We start from the raw sequence: 16304 nt of genomic DNA, 5'->3' as shown, positions 1-16304 counted from the left end.
ATTCGGCTTGTCACGTTCCTGTTGCTGGCCCGGCGGCCCACCCGCGCCCGGATTGAGGCATTCGTATTCCTTCTCGCGAGGAAGGCCAGACGGCGATGGCTTACGACTCGTGCCGGACGCCCCTTTCGACGATTGCTGTGGGCGGCCCTTTTTGGCCTGGCCGGGAGCATCTTTCGACGGGTGGCCAGAAACGCCATGGTCGCGCTGCTCATCGCGCCGGCTTTTATCTGCCTGGTCGGATGCGCTGTATCGGCCATAAGCGCGCTTGATGTCCGGCCGCGCCTTATTGCCAGCCATGGATCATCCTCCACTGAGCACAATGGCAATGGAGAAAATGAGTGACGGCGGACTTGGTTGCGACCCGGCGGCACATCGGCGGGACGAAAGCGTGCTCACACGACAAAAGCCCCGCACCGGGATCACCGGGCGGGGCTTCGACATATGAGGGAGATGGGACAGGCTATTTCAGGGTGGCCTCCTGGCCAGCGGGGAGCTACCTGCGCGACAGCGTGCGACCGGCGGACAGTGGCGCCTCACAGACACATGATCGCAACCCCTTCAACAGCGCTCAGTTGTCATGAGATCAACAGAAGGAGGCACGAATGAAACTCATGCTGCCGACGATCCTCGCCGCCGCGATCGCCCTGCCGGCAACGATAGCGATGGCCAAGGACCGCCCGATCACCGATGCGGAACGCCCAAAGCTCGAGGCCGCACTCAAGGAGGTGGGCTGCAGTGGCGGCAAGATGGAGTTCGACGACGACAAGGCCGCCGCCCATCCAAACGGCAAGTTCGAAGTCGAGGAGTCGACCTGCCAGGAAGGGAAGAAGTACGACCTGACCTTCGATGCAGACTTCAAGCTCCTGACCAAGAAGCCAGATTAGCGACATAAGAAAGGGCCCGCGGGGGAGCGGGCCCTTTCCTTTCTCGGGGGAGCAGTTCGCAGCAGCAATGGATGACAACTGCCCGAATACCGACCCAATGCACGACCACGCTGAGAGGTTGCACGTCCTGCTACGATTCCCGTGGTAGTCCGGTAGAGATCGGAATCGGGAGAGTGGGCCCGCCCACCCCACTGGAACGGGCCCTCCCAAGTACTCCAAACTTGGGCCCTTCGGTCCCGCGAGGGACGCAGACCGAAGAAGACAAGCGAACGCACCGCCCGCTCCGCGGTTGCATGCAGGCCTAAATGCGCTCCCAACCCGCTGAGTTGAGGGTCGATCCCCGCGATCACCCTGACCGCGCTTCGCCACTGTCTTAGCCTTGCGCCGAAGATCGGCGGCCAGCGACCGGCCGACATCCTCGACTTCCTTGAACGAGGTGCCGCGCGCGTTGCGCCGCACGAACAGCTTGTTGATGCCGGTGTCGATCAGTTCACGCTTGGCCGCTTTCCTACGCGCGGTTTTCTTGCGAGGGGCCTTCTTCTTTGCTGCCATTGGGTTCCTGCCCTCTTGGGTAAGTTCTGCACCAGGCGATCCCGAGTGCCGTCGGTAGAAACCCGTGGACACCCGGCGACATGATCAAACGAAGATGGTTCAGCCTGATCAGCGCAGCCGCGCGGAAATCCGGCCCTCGGTCCCCTTGCACGATGGCCCGCAGGACATCGGCTTCCTCAGTGGTGAGGATCTCGATTTCGACGGACCTCGAGCTGGCCATTCGACATCTCCTAAAACCAGAGACCTTCAAACTGCGGGTCGCAACCCAAAGAAGGACATTGAACGAAGGCCCAGGTCCTCGGTTGCGCCCTTGCGCACAAATGCTCGAGACGGCTTGCAACCCTTTGAGCACTAAGCTCCAGAACGATGCTGGCCGAACTGCGCGACGACAACCGACAGCTCCTCTCGATTCTGCGCCAGCAACACAGGCTTTGCGAGGAGCATGGCGATGCCGCCACGATGAGCCTAGTCGACGGCTGGATCGGCGAGACAGAGAGCCGGATCTGGTTCCTGTTCGAAAGCGGCCAGGCTTCGGGTGGACATTCCTGACGATCCGATACCTTTGGACAGGGTCATCGGTGCCTTCGACCAATCGACCGCCGTGCCTCTGCCCGGTAGGAGGCACGGATGGATCCCGCCTATATCTCCACCCTGGCCGCATTGACCGGATCTGCGATCGGCGCATTGGCATCCTTCGCCACCACATGGACCACGCAGGCATCGCAGGCACGCGCCACCCAGCGGGCGCAGGAGCGAGCCCATCGGGAAGCGCTTTATGGCGAATTCATACGGGAAGCCTCGCGGCTCTTTGTCGACGCCTTCGAGCATGACCTTGAGGATCCAGCGAAGCTCGTGTCCCTTTATGCGATCGTGAGCACGATTCGCCTCTTCGGCGGACCAGGTCCCCTGCGGGAGGCCGAAAAGGTGATGTCACAGATCGGCGCGACCTACTTTGCGCCGAACAAGGATGTCCGCCTGTTTGCCGAGATCGCTCCCGCCGGCGAGCTCGATCCGCTCTTCGCCTTCAGCGCGGCGTGCCGGGCCGAACTCCAGTCCCATGGCGACAGGCACCCGCGAAGCTTCCTGCAGACGAAGGGCTGATTTCCGACGCGCCCGCATGCCGCAGCAACCACATCTGCCCAACCGCGCAACGAAGGTGCGGTCCCGAAGACCGCACCCATATCGCTTGCTGCTCAGGCAGCCTTGCCCCCCTCGACCGGGTGGATCCAGCGCAAGCCGACCTGGACGCGGTTCCAGACGTTGATCGCACCGATCAGCAGCGTGAGATAGGCGATCTCGGTCTCGTTGAAGTGGCCCTTGAGCAGCTCGTAGTCCTCATCGGGCGCGCCGGCGTCTGCGATCCTGGTCAGCCTCTCCGTCCAGTTGAGCGCGGCGCGCTCGCGGGCGGTGAACAGCGGCGATTCCCGCCAGGCATTCAGCAGGTGGATACGCATGTCGGTCTCGCCGTGCTTAACGGCGTCCTTGGCATGCATGTAGATGCAGTAGCCACAGCCGTTGATCTGCGACGCGCGCAGCTTCACCAGCTCGGCCAGGCCATGCTCGAGGCCACTCTTCTCGATGGCTGCCTCGACAGCGATCATGCCTTTGGTGCCCTCGGGCGCCACTTGGAAAATGTTCATGCGTGGCTTCATCGGACTTCTCCTTGCAGTTGGTTGTGATGAGTGGTGGAAGGTGCGCGTTACAAAGACGTGCGGGCACTCTCGGCGGCACGAGCCGACTGAATGGCCCAGAGGGTCAGAACCGTGCCGACGAGGGCGGGAAAAGTGACGGCGGGAAAATCCCGCGCGAGAACCGACGGGCCGCAGATGCCGACGGCGACTTCCCAGAAATGGAAGAGGGCGTGCCCCCAGAGCCAGAGCGTGGGCGTCGTCCAGAGGATGACACGGAGCCCGGGCAGGAAGGCTCCAGCCAGGAACGCAGTGCCCACGAACAGGAAGATCAGCCCTATATCGCGGACGAAGTGCTGGTTGAACGGGCCCGTCGTCGTCACGCCCGGCACCGCCAGGTACCAGGCTTCGGGCGACCAGAGCATGAAGATGCCGTTGGCCTCGGCGGCGACACCGAGAGCGGCCGCAACTCCAAGACAGATTGTCTTCAGCATCATCTGACTCCTCGTCTTCAGAACGGTCGGCCGCTCCGACCTGGCGTAGATCTCGCGAATCTCGCGGATCTAGGCACATTGTGGACGTTCCCCTTTGCCCATCGGGTTACCGCTTCGGCGGCGGCGGCACGTGGGTCAGCCACCAATCGAACTCGGTACCGCCCAGCCGCGCGTTCTCACCGGGCATGAGGGACCCATCGTCGAGCCTGACGCCGAAGTAGAGAGCTTCGGGATCTGCGACGATGCGGCGGGGGTCCTTGTCAAAGGCGAGGACGCGGCCGACCAACTCATCGATGGAGAAAGTCTTCGGTCCGGCGACCTCGATCGTGCCGTTCGCAGGCGCCGCCAGGGCGGCCTCGGCCACGGCGGAGGCGACATCCTGGGCAGCCATGGGTTGGAACAGAGCGTGCGGAAGCCGCACGTCGCTGCTGTTGCTCCCCGATTGCGCGATGCTGCGCAGAAACTCGAAGAACTGGGTCGCGTGAAGCAGCGTGTAGGGAATCGGAGAAGCCTTGATCTGGCTTTCCTGTGCCTGCTTGGCGCGGAAATAGCCGCTGGCCTGCAAACGGTCCGTCCCGACGACGGAGAGCGCCACGTGATGCGCTACGCCGGCTTTCACCTCGGCCGCGGTCAAGTTCTTTCCGGCCGTCTGGAAGAAGTCCATCGCCGCCTTATCCTCGAAGGACGGCGAATTCGCGACATCGACCACGACCTGGGCACCGGCCAACGCCGCATCCAGTCCCTCACCCGTGATCGTATTCACGCCGGTATTCGGGGCGGCCGCGATCGTCTCGTGACCCTTGCCCTTCAGGATATCGACGACCTTCGAACCGATAAGGCCGGTTCCGCCGATGACGACAATCTTCATGACGACTTCTCCTTGTTGATGCGTTGATGCGCTGATTGGTCAGGTGAGCGCGAGGCCACCGTCGACTCCGATCACCTGTCCGGTGATCCAGCCCGAGCCGGGCTCGGCGAGTCGGATGATCCACCACGCGACGTCTTCGGGCCGGCCGCGCCGCCCGAGCGGGATCTGTTGCCGCTCCTGATCTTCGATCGCTGCTGCCTGCTCCGACGACAGTCCCATCATCCCGGTCAGCGCGCCCGACTCCGTAGGACCGGCCGCAACGGCATTGACACGAATGCCGCGCGGCGCGAGTTCGAGAGCCCAACAGCGTGTGAGGTGCTCCAGTGCCGCCTTGCTCGCCGCGTAGTGCGAGAGACCAGCGCCGGGCTTCTGACCGAATGTGCTGGAGACATTGATGACCGCACCCTTCTCGGCTTCGAGATAAGGCAGCGCGGCGGCCGTCAGCAGGCTTGGACCGACGACATTCACGGCGAAGATCCCTGTGATGGCCGTGGCACTCACATCGGCCAGGGGAAGGATCGCGCCCGCTCCGGCATTGTTGACCAGAACGTCCAGCCGGCCCCATCTCTCGACCGCCATTGCGATCGTCCGCGCGGCGTCCTCGGGCCTCGCAACGTCGGCCACGAACCCTTCTATGTTGGGATGGTCCGCGACGGCTTCATCGAGCTGCGCACGACGTCGTGCCGTGACGAGCACCTTAGCCCCTCGCGTCGCACATCCGAGCGCCGCCGCACGGCCAATGCCGGAGCTTCCGCCGGTGACGATGACGACCCTGCCGGTCAGCGTTGACATGGGATTTCCCTTCACTGCGCCGTGGTGGCGTCTTCGATGAGGGAAGCGACCTTGTCGGGGTGCGAGACCATCAGGGCGTGGGACGCGCCGTCGACCGCGACGATCCTTCGGGCCTTCGCTCGTTCCGCCATGAACTTCATGACGGCGGCAGGAATATTCTGATCGCCCGAGCCGTAGATCACGTAGGACGGCAGGCGCTTCCAGGCGGGGTCGACTGCGCGTTCGGCGAGAGCCGCTTCCGTCACCGGCCGCTGCGTCGCCGCCATGAGGGCCGCCTGTGGGATTGGCAGATCTGCCGCGAACTGCGCGTGAAACTTCGCCGACGCGATGTAGAGGTCCTGGCCGCCGCCCGGCAACGCGACCGGAGCCAGCGCATCGCCGAGGGTACTGCCGGGAAACCTCGCTGACAGGTCCAGGCTCGACTCGCCGGCATCAGGCATGCAGCCCGCGACATAGACCAGAGCCCTGACATTGGAGTTGCCATTCGCCGCCTCGGTGATGACGGAACCGCCGTAGGAATGGCCGACCAGGATCACCGGAGACCAGATCGCTTTCACGACGGCGGAGACATTGCCAGCATCGCCTGCGACGCCACGCAGTGGATTGCCGGCGGCGATCGCCCGGTATCCGCGCGTGCCGAGCGCGGCAATGACGCCATTCCAGCTCGACGACTCCGCGAAGGCGCCGTGCACCAGCATGATCGTCGGCAGGGGCTGCACGGCCGGCGACTGTGCCTCGGCATGAGTGGCCAGTCCGGCGGCAGCGGCCACAGACGCAACCAAGAGCAGCTTTCGCATTTCACCTCCTCGACGGCCTGACCGACCAACTGGGCGGAGAATGGTCGAAGGCGTTCTGCGCGCCCATTCATCCGAGGATTCGGTGAGCTAATCCCAGGGTTTAATCCGACCACACCTTCCGGCGGATGGTTCGCGCGCGACGCAGGAGCGCAAATGCTCGCAAGAGCGACGCATCACGCGCACCGCTCGTCACCCGCACAAGGAATCACGAAATGCCTACGACCAAGGGATCACTGGCGATGCCCACCATGCCAGCGCCTGTGTCGAGGTGATGTCCGTCCGTTACAATGGGACGATCCACGACTTCATGATGCTCAATCCTGTCGCCGAAACGCCGGCAACGCGTGCTGCCGTCGCGGAGGCCTGCCGGTACCTGCGTGCAGTGTTCGCCAGGCGGTGATTGAGCATGAGCACGGCGGGGCGGTCGTTCATCCCGCCGGTCGCCTTCCGCCGACATCGTCAGACATCAGTCCTGCGCCTGCATCTCGGCTTTCGAACCGACCGCCCCTTCCTGAATGGCCGGAAGAGCGAAGGAAAAGTGCGCCCCACCCGCGGGCTGGTTGACGGCCCGGATGTACCCTCCATGCGATCTGATGATGGACTGGCAGATCGCGAGGCCGATGCCGACGCCGCCCGATTTGGTCGTGAAGAAACTCTCGAAGACACGTCCCAGCGCTTCGTTGGCGATACCGGGGCCGGAATCGCGGACCGAGAGCTCGACCGAGTCGCTGTCGACGGCCGTGACGGAGACGTTGATCCGTCGGTCCGGCCCGTCCCCCTGCGAGATCGCCTGTATGCTGTTCACGAGCAGGTTGACGATCACCTGCTGAAGCTGCACGCGATCTCCAAGCACCATCGGCAATCCCGGCACCGCATTGATCGACCAGGCAATGCCCCGGGACTCGATTTCATGGCGCACGAAGGCCAGCGCTTCCTCCGCCACTTCGTGGAGATCGAGCGTGTTTCGCTCCGGCTCCTTTCGCGCCGCCAGACTCCGGATACGCTGGATGATGTCGTTGGCGCGATAGGCGCTCGACACGATCCGGTTCGTGAGGTGCTTGACCTTGCCCACGTTCGGATCGCCACGCTCCAGCCACCGAAGGCAGGTCTCCGCATTCGTCACAATGGCCGCGAGCGGCTGCTTCACCTCGTGAGCGATGGAAGTGGCAAGCTCGCCCAGGGTTGAAATCCGGGCCGCATGAGCATAGTCCGCCTCGAGACGCTGGAGTTGAGCCTCGGTGCGCAATCGCTCGGTGATATCGAGCATGGTGATGAACGTCATGTCGAGTTGCTCGGGCGGCGTGGAATAGGTCACCGAGAACACCACGTCCCTCACCCGGCCATCGAACGTGAGGACCTTGGTCTGTTCGATGTAGTTACGTCGCCCCTCGAAGTGGGCGGTCATGACACGCTTCGCCATGTCGGGCGTTGCGGTGAACAGATAGCGGACCGGGCGAATGAGGTCCGCCGCGCTTCGACCGCCGAACAGCGCCACGGCCTCGCGATTGACCTCCGTCACCCGGACGACGTCCTTGGCCAGCTCGACCAATTCAGCATGGGCGTCGAGGAAGGCCGCAATGTCGGTCACGCCTTCCGACCTGAGCCGATCGAAGACTTCGCCTGCCGCGCGCGCATCGACCTGCCAGAGCGCGGTCGGCATGTGATGGATCAGCTTGCGATAGCGATCCTCGCTGGCATGCAACTCCCAAGCGGAACGGTCGTCGCTCAGGATGCCGTTGATCATGAGGTAGATCGTGTTGGTGCGACTTTGATCCAAGGAGCGCCAGGCCGCGACGGAGGCGTTTCGGAAAAGGCCTTCGGCCTGCAGGGCGCGGGTCTGCGTGATCCGCCATGATTGCTGTGCCAGCACCGTCGCCAGCAGTTCCACCAAGATAGGACGGCACTGCGGTGGCCAGAAATTCAGGATTGGCTGCGCCAGCATCGTCATGCGGTCCGCATTGCCGCCGAAAAGGCGCACCGCCTTGTCGTTCACGTTGACGATCCGGCAGCGCGCGAGCAGTTGGTCCAGCCGACCGGGATCCTGGGCAAACGGCGATCCCATATCGTCACCCGCAAGCACAACGATCCGCTCCAGGTCGTCACGCACCTCGGCGACATCGAGTTCCCAGCAAGCCGCCGTGGCGCGATGCGGCTCGGCGAGTTCGGCATGGCCTGTCTTCGCCACGCCGAGACTGATGCCCTTGCCATACTCCACGATGTCGTGTGGCAGGCCCGACGTCTGGTATCGGACCGTCTGCCTGACCGATGTGGTAATCGGCACCCCGGCGGCAGTTTGCCGACGGACAGGGCCTTGCCACGTCCCTTCCCGCAGCAACTGCCGCCAGTGACCTTCTTCCAGATCGTGTCCGGAGAAAAGTTCGTCCAGCCGATGGCCGACTACGGCCAGGGCGGGCCAGCCATAGATCGCTTCGGAAGCAGGGTTCCAGTACCGGATGACGCCCTCCGGATCGCAGACGATGACACTCTCCGAGGCCAGGTCGGCCAGCCCCGTCTCGGTACCGGCGCCCACAGTGCTCTCGCCTGCCGAGGCTGGCGTGCCGCGCTGATGGGAAAGGCCCTGGTTGTGCAACATCTCGTCACCCCCTGCTCGCGACGAGGAAACCTCCGTATCGCGATCGCTTGATGAATCCGTTCACAGACACAGGCGCGGAGCCCTCAGGTAGCTGGCACTACAGCGCCAACGCCGCGTTCAGATGCCGAGTCAGGAGCTCTTCGCTCACCGGCTTGGTCAGATATGCAAAAGCGCCACCTGCGATCGCTTCCGACTGGCTTTCCACTTCCGTCGACGATGTGATGACGATCACCGGGAGCCGCGATCCACGAGCCTTCAGCTCCCGGATCAAGCCCATGCCGCTCATGCCGGGCATGCGCAGGTCCGAGATCAGGCAGTCGAACGTCCCTGGTGAGTAGGCCGCGAGAAACGATTCCGCCCGCTCGAAGGTCCGGCAATCCATGGACAGCACCTGAAGAAGCTCCGACAGGGCGTCACGCATTGCTTCGTCATCGTCGACGACCGCAATCACGGGGAGGCTGGGCAAACCGATGATCCTCGTTGATGGGGCTCGCACGAGCCCGATTGATGCCGCCTGATGGCTTTCCTGTGCTCAGATACGATGTTCGGCCGGCCGATCGGCCCGCAATTGGGCCGGCAACGCCTCCCAGGCGCGGACGAGCTCTCCGACCGACGTCGTCTGCATCTTCCGCATCATGTTGGCGCGATGGACTTTCACCGTGATCTGACTGATCCCGAGGTCGAACGCGATCTGCTTGTTCAAGCGCCCGCGCGCCACTTCCTTCATGACCTGGCGCTCGCGCGCGGTCAGCGTGGCGAAGCGGTTTGCTTGAGTCCTGATGATACGGGTTACAGCGCGCTGGGCGATGTCGCGCTCGATCCCGAGCTTGACCGCGTCCAGCACCGCCTGGCCTCGAACGGGCTTCGTCAAGAAATCGATCGCCCCCGCCTTCATTGCCTGGACAGTCATGGGAATATCGCCATGGCCGCTGACGAAGATGACGGGCTTCGCATCGCCGCTCGAGGCCAGTTGGTTCTGGAGATCTAACCCGCTCAGGCCGGGCATACGCACGTCCAGGACGAGACAACCGGGCCGATCGGGCAGATCCGCCTCGAGCAGCTCGCGGGTCGAGCCAAAACTGACCGCATCGAGCTCCACCGATTCCATCAATTCGACGAGAGCCAGCCGAACCGCCTCGTCATCGTCGACAACGATGACAAGCGGTGCTTCCGCGCCAGAAGGCGCCATTCTAGACGCGGGTTGCGCCCCGCCGCTGCCCTGTGCCCGCACAGCGCGAGCCGATCCATGGTCGGCTTTCCATGACGAGATTGGCCGGCTTTCCGAAAGAGCTTCCGTATACCCGGGCATGGTACGTCCTCATCGCAGGATGGCCCGCATTGGCGGAACTCGCGCGGCGAGTCGGGCGGGCTGGAGGATGGAACCTTAGGGAAGCAGCCTGCCGAGGTCGCTAAGGAGCTTGCTAAGACTTGCTAAAACGACAACGTACGATCACTCACGCCTCCGGCACCGCGAGCAGCCTCAGCCCGCGATGCATGCGGTCATGACAGGCGAGATAAGTCGGATCGTCGGAGAAGACCTGCGCGCGCAGGTGATCAATCGTGAGATCGAAACCGCCCATCGCCTCGCACCATGAATCGAGCGTCCGGCGCGCCTCGATCAGGCGGCCGGCATGAGCGAGCGCGGCGACCAGAAAGGTCATGGGATAGACGAGGCTCGGGCACAGGTCAGTGCCCTGCACGAAATACGGGATCGCGAGTTCGTCGCGCCCATGCCAGAAATGATATTGCCCCAGGAAGTGGTGCCAGAGGCCAACGCCCCGATCGCGCGGACAAAGCGTCAGCGCATGTTCGAGCGGCGTGCGCATCTCCTCGAGCTGCCCCGTCAGGAAGTGAATATGGCCGATATAGGCCAGGCACTCCGCATCGCAGGGATCCAGGGAGAGCCCACGCTGAAACGCCGTGAGGGCTGCTTCGAACAGGCCCTGCCGCAACCTGACATACCCGCGACAGAACCAGGCTCGCGGCCAGTCCGGTACTCGCGCGACCGCCTGCATCGAAAGTTCGTCGGCGCGGCGCACCTCGGGCACCATGGCGGCATTCGAGCGCGAGGCCCGGAGATCGGTAGTCGCGCGGATGTTGCCCGCGACGATCGCATAGGCCAGTCCCGCCATTGCCGAAGCGTTCAGCGGATCATCGACCAGCGCCTGTTCGAAGCGCTGCCTCGCCTCGTCGAGGTCCTGGTGGACCAGCAGGCCCCGATTGAGAGCACTCCACCCCCGAAAGACCGACTGGGCGACGCGCGCGGCGCCCTCCAGTTCGGGAGGCCGGGCCGCTTCGCGGTCGACCAGCTCCGTGACGACGCCATGGCACAGCCGGCTCGCGATCTCGCTCTCGATCACGGCGAGCCCGACATGCCGATGCTCGAACCGGTCCGCCCAGATTGTGGCGCCGCTCGATGAATCGTCGATCATCACGACGACCTGCGCATCACGATGGCCCGGCCGCACCGCGGTCCGAAGCACGTAGCGGGCAGCCGGCTCGCCCGAAGCCGACGCCTTCCCCGCCGCCGCATCATCGAGACTGTCGCTTTCGGCCGGCATGCCGACCACCACGAAGCCCGGAATGCGGGACAGGTGAACGGCGAGGTGCCGGCGAATCTCGGCTGCGAATGTCCGCGACTTGTCGTCGTTCGGCAGGCACTGGACGGGTGAAACAAGGATGGACATCCCGTGCACGACCGGCCGGCCCGCCGGCGTCACGACGTCGATCAGCCCGCCGGGCTCGCCCTGAGTGATCTCGACCGGCATGACGAAGCGATAGCCGCGCCCGTGTTCGGTGCGGATGTAGCGATCGGGATCGCCGTCCGTGCGCAGCACGCGGCGCAGCGCGGCTATGTGCACGGTGAGATTGTTTTCCGCAACCACCCGATTGCCCCACGCGGCCTGCAGAAGATCGTCCTTCGAGACGAGTTCCCCCGCACGCCTGAGCAACAGCATCAGCAGATCCGTCGCCCGGGAATTCAGCACCACCAGGTCACTCTGCCTCTCGAGGCGGCGACTAAGCGTATGGAAGACAAACGGGCCGAAGGCGAAACTCGAAGGTTCCCCCATGAAATCGATCCAATTAGCAGATTTTAGCAACTCTATCGCAGCGTCTCTCGATTACACCATAGAGAGTAGCGGGAGAACGGTCAGCTGCTCGCGAGGCGAACGATGAGTGACGAATTGCAGATCAGGTCCCTGATGCGCACGGACCTGCCCGAACTGCTGCGACTGATGGAAGGCATCGTCACTTACGAGCGAGGGACGAGATTCCGGCTGACTGAAGGTGAATTGCTACGCCGCGGGTTTAGCGATCGACCCGAGTTCGGTGCCTTCGTCGCCGATCGCGGCGATGGCCGACTCGGTGGTATGGCCGTGCACTACGAGATCCCGTTCATGCACACGTTGCAGCCATTGCTGATGATGAAGTGGCTGTTCGTCGATCCCGACTTGCGCAGCGCAGGCGTTGGCCGGCTATTGATGCAGCGCATGGCGCGTCATGCACGGGAAACGGGCCATGACAAATTCTGCTGGTTCGTGCTGAAGGACAATGCGCGTGCCCAGGCATTCTATCGCGGGGTCGGTGCAGCGCCTGACCCGGATTGGGATCGCTGGATGCTCGGAACCGACGCGATTACGTCTCTTGCGAATGACGAGAAAGGGCCCGCTGGCAAAGCGTACGGCTGATCGGTTCGCCGGGCGCAGCTTTGAAACTGCGCCCGGTCCGGCCTTAAGCGAACGGGGGCTCAGTAGTCCCAGAAGACCGGGACCCAGCGGAACGCGTCGCCATCGACCGCCACCCGGCCGACGGACGGAAACGGCAGATGGGTGGCCACCAATTGCTCGCCCGAAGCTGCCAGCTCCTGCAGCAGCCGAATCCGGACGCGCGCCGATTCCTCGGGATCGTGTTCGAAACCGTTGTACCAGTCGGGATGATCGAATCCGACCGCGAATATGGCGTCGCCGGCGAACGTCAGGGCCTCGCTGCCGGAAGCGATGCGAACGACGCTGTGACCCGGCGTGTGGCCGCCGGTGCGACGGACGACCACTCCTGGCGCCACCTCGTGCTCCTCGTCGAATTGCCGGAGCTGGTTGCTGTAGGCTTTCGCGAACCGATTGGCGGCAGAGCGAAGGGCGTCGGGAAAACCGGGCGGCATGTGGACATGGCTGAAGTCGGGCGACTCCCAGAACTTGACCTCGGCGGCCGCCACATGGATCCGCAGGTCCGGACGAAGCTTGTCCTTGAAGTCGTCCTCGAGGAGCCCGCCAATGTGGTCCATGTGCATGTGGGTGAGGACCACGTCTGTCACGGACGCAAGGTCGATCCCGGCGGCCTCCAGACGTTGAGTCAGCTTCCCGGCCCGTGACAGGTTCAGGTTCGGGTCGGCCCCCAGCCCGCTATCGACCAGGATAGTCTGATTGCCGCTCCGGACCACGAGCACGTTGAGCGCCCAGTCAAAAGCGTCCGGCGGCAGGAACATGTCGTTCAGCCAGGTCGCGCGCGCAGCGGCGCCGACATTGTGTCCCAGCATCTCGGTTGGAAGCGGTAGCACGCCGTCGCTGATCACCAGCACGTCGACCTTGCCGATCCGCACGGCGTAGCGCGACGGAACCAGCTCTTCGGTGCCCGGCCTACCGGGGCGTGGTGCGATATCCAAGCTCATGTCTGTTTCCTTCTGATCACCGCTCTACACACGGCTCAACGACGCTACGGGCAGCCGTCCGTACGATCGATTGGGTCGAGGGATAAGGCGAGCGATACCTTGATTTAGGTCCTGTTCGTCATGCAGGGAGGCATCGGCTACGCCTATCGGGACGCTGAGACCGACGGCTGGCGCGACCAGTCAGGCAGAGACCGCCGCAGCAAGGAGCGCTGACGACGCCGCAACCTATGCATTTCTCGAACCCACGATCACCAACCTCGACATCGATGTCATCGTGTTGTCGTGCGAGCAGACGGAGCGAAACGTCGGCCTGCAACTCAGGCTCTATCCTTCCAAGCCAGGCCCCTGTGTTCGTCGCACTCGGCTTCGGTCGATCTACAAGAAGGCGTGTTCTCGCTCATCGCCGGCGCCGGTAACGCGGCCGTCGAGGCACTCGTCGATCATCCGGCCATCAAGGCCGTTGCCTTCACCGGCTCACAGGCCGGCGGCATGGCGCTGGTTCGCCGGGGGCAGCAGCGCCCCGAACCGATCCCCGTCTTCACCGAGATGACTAGCGTAAACCCCAACTTCGACATGCCGCATGCGGTCGCATCGCGCGGCGCTTGGCGGGCTCTCGGGAAGCAACGAGATTTCCCACGTCGAGGGGAGCACGACCCACCGGTCCAATAGCGAGAGCGAGGCTCTGAGCCTGACCGAGCGAAGGGGCGAACTTTCTTTGCACGCGCTGATGGAGACATTCGGTGGTCGGGCGGCTGACGGATTGGACCGACAGAAGCTGAGTGCCGACGACGCCGCGAATTGCCTCTGGCGGAGGTTCGTCTCCGACCTCGAGCGCTAACAGCGAACTGACCGGTGCACCGTCCAGGCAGCAAGAAATTCCCTGTTGTCGACGCAAAATTCCCTGTTCTCGGGTCTGGAAACTCCCTGTTCCGAGCGACGGGTGTTGCACGGCAACAATGCTGCAGAAGCCGGCGGCACGGGCGCCTTTCGAGTCCTGTCCACTCTCGGCTAACTCGTTTTCCCTGCAATTTCCCTGTTAAACAGGGAATCGCTCGGAGAATAGTTCGCGCGCGACTGGCTGCACCGCCATTTGCCGCCGCTCAAGCGGCCCTTTCGAGAAAGTCGAAAGAGGATCGCTCCATCCAGGCATCCGGCCGTTCGAGACTTTGGGAAAGTAGCGACTTACCTCGCGGCAAGACCTTGCAAAGTTCCCTGTTAATCTCCTTGCTAACAGGAAAGTCGCCGCGGAGAGGTATCGAGTCTCGTGAAAAAGTTGATCAACGATCCTCGCGCCGTCGTTCGCGAAATGCTTGAAGGCCATGTCGGCCTGCACGCCGGGCAGACTCTACTGGCCGATGAGAACGTGGTGCTGCGTGCCGACCTGGAACCACCGGCAGCACGACAGGTCGCCATCATCTCCGGTGGCGGCAGCGGACATGAACCCGCGCACACGGGCTATGTCGGTGCCGGCATGCTGCACGCCGCCGTAGCAGGCGATGTCTTCACCTCGCCGTCCACCGACGCCGTGCTGGCCGCCATCCGCGCCGCCTCTGGACCCGCCGGCGCCCTGCTGATCGTGAAGAACTATACGGGCGACCGCCTGAACTTCGGTCTGGCCGCCGAACTGGCGCGCGCCGAAGGCATTCCCGTCGAGACCGTCGTGGTCGCCGACGATGTGGCGTTGCGTGACACGGTGGCGCCGGAACGGCGGCGTGGCCTCGCGGGAACCGTGCTGGTGCACAAGGTGGCCGGCGCCGCATCGGCCGCGGGCCTCGATTTGGCAGCCGTCGCGGCGGAGGCACGTCAAGCAGCCTCTGCATTGGGTACGATGGGCGTGGCCCTCGGAGCCTGCACTGTTCCAGGCGGCAGCGCGGGCTTCACGCTTGCGGCCGACGAGATGGAACTGGGTCTGGGCATTCACGGAGAAGCAGGCGTGCGGCGCGCCAAGCTGGTGTCGGCGGACGAGATCGTCGATCAATTGCTGGCGTCGATCCTCAGCGACCTCGCGCCGTCGCCCGGTGCACGTACGGCGTTGCTGGTGAACGGGCTAGGCGGCACGCCGCCAATGGAGCTGGCCATCGTCGCACGCAAGGCTCTGGCCCAGCTGCGCGCCTCCGGCTTGCACGTCGCGCGCGCCTGGTCGGGAAACCTGATGACGGCCCTGGAGATGCCGGGCGTCTCGCTCAGCCTTCTCATCGTTGACGACTCACGATTGGCACGATTGGACGCCGCTACTGCAGCGCCGGCCTGGCCGGGGCAGGGTCGCCTCGCGGATGCCCTGTCCCTTCAACCGGCGCCTCCGGCGCCTGCGCCCACGACACCGATCCTCACGCCGACAAGGGCCGGCCGCATCATGCGTCAGTCGGCCCTGAAGGCTGCCGAGGCGCTGGCGGCGGCCGAAGTGCAGCTCACGGAACTGGACGCCGTCGCCGGCGACGGTGATCTCGGCCTCAGCATGACTCGCGCCGCCTCAGCGATCCGAGCCATGCCGGCGTCCGATTGGGCCACGCCATCCACGGCATTGAAACATCTGGCAGCTGCCCTCGGGCGCGCCATTGCTGGCAGCTCCGGCCCCTTCTACGCGACGGCCCTGGTCCGCGCCGCGCGTGGCCTGTCCGACGATCCCGGCCCGCAGGACTGGGCCGAGGCACTCGATGCCGCAGCCGCCGCGATTGCCGAGCTGGGTGGCGCCAAGCCCGGCGATCGCACCATGCTTGATGCGCTGGTGCCTGCCGCAACGGCCTTCCGCGCCGCTCTCGAAGCCGGCAGGACGCCTGCTGACGCATGGGTCGAGGCCCTCGACGCCGCTCGTGATGGGACGGCGGCGACGGCAGGCATGTATCCTCGCGTGGGTCGTGCGGCCTACCTCGGCGATCGCGCGCTCGGCCATCCTGACGCCGGCGCCACGGCGTTGACCATCTGGCTGACCGCAATAACGCCCACCTGACCTGACCACTCGCAGGCCGACATTGAAGCGGCGCGAACGATGACAATCGGTCCAGCCTCAGGGCAATGTCGCGAGAGGAAGAC

18 protein-coding genes and 1 pseudogene are annotated in these 16304 nt (G+C 64.3%); 6 read left to right on the top strand and 13 right to left on the bottom strand.

Annotated features, from left to right (window positions below; all coding sequences use genetic code 11):
- The coding region (locus EPO50_RS16160; protein ID WP_296345790.1) for a hypothetical protein at nt 1–297 on the bottom strand (297 nt) is incomplete at its 3' end.
- Between the two features lie 305 nt (nt 298–602).
- On the opposite strand from EPO50_RS16160, the gene EPO50_RS16155 reads away from it, so the two are divergent.
- The gene (locus tag EPO50_RS16155) at nt 603–884 is read left to right on the top strand and encodes a PepSY domain-containing protein (protein ID WP_296345788.1); all 282 of its coding nucleotides are present in this window, start codon (nt 603–605) and stop codon (nt 882–884) included.
- A gap of 333 nt (nt 885–1217) precedes the next feature.
- On the opposite strand, the pseudogene EPO50_RS16150 reads toward EPO50_RS16155, so the two are convergent.
- Both EPO50_RS16150 and EPO50_RS16145 read right to left on the bottom strand, forming a co-directional pair.
- A pseudogene (locus EPO50_RS16150) lies at nt 1218–1436 on the bottom strand (hypothetical protein); the annotation flags it as partial.
- Nucleotides 1393–1656 (bottom strand): hypothetical protein, encoded by a 264-nt coding sequence (locus tag EPO50_RS16145; RefSeq protein ID WP_296345786.1) that lies wholly within the window; start codon nt 1654–1656, stop codon nt 1393–1395. The gene EPO50_RS16145 and the pseudogene EPO50_RS16150, both read right to left, overlap by 44 nt.
- A gap of 146 nt (nt 1657–1802) precedes the next feature.
- Between EPO50_RS16145 and EPO50_RS16140 the strand changes: the two genes are divergently transcribed.
- Together EPO50_RS16140 and EPO50_RS16135 are read left to right on the top strand one after the other, a co-directional pair.
- Complete coding sequence (locus tag EPO50_RS16140; protein WP_296345784.1) at nt 1803–1985, top strand: ferritin-like domain-containing protein; 183 nt, start codon at nt 1803–1805, stop codon at nt 1983–1985.
- 78 nt (nt 1986–2063) lie between these two features.
- Nucleotides 2064–2537 (top strand): hypothetical protein, encoded by a 474-nt coding sequence (locus EPO50_RS16135; RefSeq protein WP_296345782.1) that lies wholly within the window; start codon nt 2064–2066, stop codon nt 2535–2537.
- 92 nt (nt 2538–2629) lie between these two features.
- Here EPO50_RS16135 and EPO50_RS16130 read toward each other — a convergent pair whose 3' ends face one another.
- The 9 genes from EPO50_RS16130 to EPO50_RS16090 all read right to left on the bottom strand — a co-directional run bounded on the left by EPO50_RS16130 (nt 2630) and on the right by EPO50_RS16090 (nt 11598).
- Complete coding sequence (locus EPO50_RS16130) at nt 2630–3088, bottom strand: carboxymuconolactone decarboxylase family protein (protein ID WP_296345780.1); 459 nt, start codon at nt 3086–3088, stop codon at nt 2630–2632.
- Between the two features lie 47 nt (nt 3089–3135).
- Nucleotides 3136–3561 (bottom strand): hypothetical protein, encoded by a 426-nt coding sequence (locus EPO50_RS16125; RefSeq protein ID WP_367268044.1) that lies wholly within the window; start codon nt 3559–3561, stop codon nt 3136–3138.
- A 103-nt stretch (nt 3562–3664) separates the two neighbouring features.
- On the bottom strand, nt 3665–4426 hold the full coding sequence (locus EPO50_RS16120) for an SDR family oxidoreductase (RefSeq protein WP_296345778.1): 762 nt from the start codon (nt 4424–4426) through the stop codon (nt 3665–3667).
- A 39-nt stretch (nt 4427–4465) separates the two neighbouring features.
- Nucleotides 4466–5218 (bottom strand): SDR family NAD(P)-dependent oxidoreductase, encoded by a 753-nt coding sequence (locus EPO50_RS16115; protein WP_296345776.1) that lies wholly within the window; start codon nt 5216–5218, stop codon nt 4466–4468.
- A gap of 11 nt (nt 5219–5229) precedes the next feature.
- Nucleotides 5230–6015, bottom strand: coding sequence for an alpha/beta hydrolase (locus EPO50_RS16110; RefSeq protein WP_296345774.1), 786 nt, complete (start codon nt 6013–6015; stop codon nt 5230–5232).
- Nucleotides 6016–6481: 466 nt separating this feature from the next.
- On the bottom strand, nt 6482–8608 hold the full coding sequence (locus tag EPO50_RS16105; RefSeq protein ID WP_296345772.1) for an ATP-binding protein: 2127 nt from the start codon (nt 8606–8608) through the stop codon (nt 6482–6484).
- 97 nt (nt 8609–8705) lie between these two features.
- Complete coding sequence (locus tag EPO50_RS16100) at nt 8706–9059, bottom strand: response regulator (RefSeq protein ID WP_296345770.1); 354 nt, start codon at nt 9057–9059, stop codon at nt 8706–8708.
- Between the two features lie 81 nt (nt 9060–9140).
- Entirely contained in the window at nt 9141–9797 is a 657-nt protein-coding gene (locus tag EPO50_RS16095) for a response regulator transcription factor (protein WP_296345768.1), read from the bottom strand.
- A gap of 265 nt (nt 9798–10062) precedes the next feature.
- Nucleotides 10063–11598 (bottom strand): winged helix-turn-helix domain-containing protein, encoded by a 1536-nt coding sequence (locus EPO50_RS16090; protein ID WP_296345765.1) that lies wholly within the window; start codon nt 11596–11598, stop codon nt 10063–10065.
- Nucleotides 11599–11781: 183 nt separating this feature from the next.
- Here EPO50_RS16090 and EPO50_RS16085 point away from each other — a divergent pair, with 183 nt between their 5' ends.
- A complete protein-coding gene (locus EPO50_RS16085) occupies nt 11782–12297 on the top strand; it encodes a GNAT family N-acetyltransferase (RefSeq protein ID WP_296345763.1) in 516 nt (171 codons plus the stop codon).
- Between the two features lie 59 nt (nt 12298–12356).
- Here the strand turns inward: EPO50_RS16085 and EPO50_RS16080 are convergent, their stop codons facing one another.
- Nucleotides 12357–13274, bottom strand: coding sequence for an MBL fold metallo-hydrolase (locus EPO50_RS16080; protein ID WP_296345762.1), 918 nt, complete (start codon nt 13272–13274; stop codon nt 12357–12359).
- A gap of 282 nt (nt 13275–13556) precedes the next feature.
- Between EPO50_RS16080 and EPO50_RS16075 the strand changes: the two genes are divergently transcribed.
- Nucleotides 13557–13943: an aldehyde dehydrogenase family protein gene (locus tag EPO50_RS16075; RefSeq protein WP_296345760.1), complete on the top strand. Its 387-nt coding sequence runs from the start codon at nt 13557–13559 to the stop codon at nt 13941–13943.
- A gap of 595 nt (nt 13944–14538) precedes the next feature.
- Nucleotides 14539–16221: a dihydroxyacetone kinase family protein gene (locus EPO50_RS16070; RefSeq protein ID WP_296345759.1), complete on the top strand. Its 1683-nt coding sequence runs from the start codon at nt 14539–14541 to the stop codon at nt 16219–16221.
- Nucleotides 16222–16304: the final 83 nt, after the last annotated feature.

This window comes from Reyranella sp., assembly GCF_004297405.1.
Taxonomy (GTDB): Bacteria; Pseudomonadota; Alphaproteobacteria; order Reyranellales; family Reyranellaceae; genus Reyranella.
This window is presented reverse-complemented; position numbering and strand designations above follow the sequence as displayed.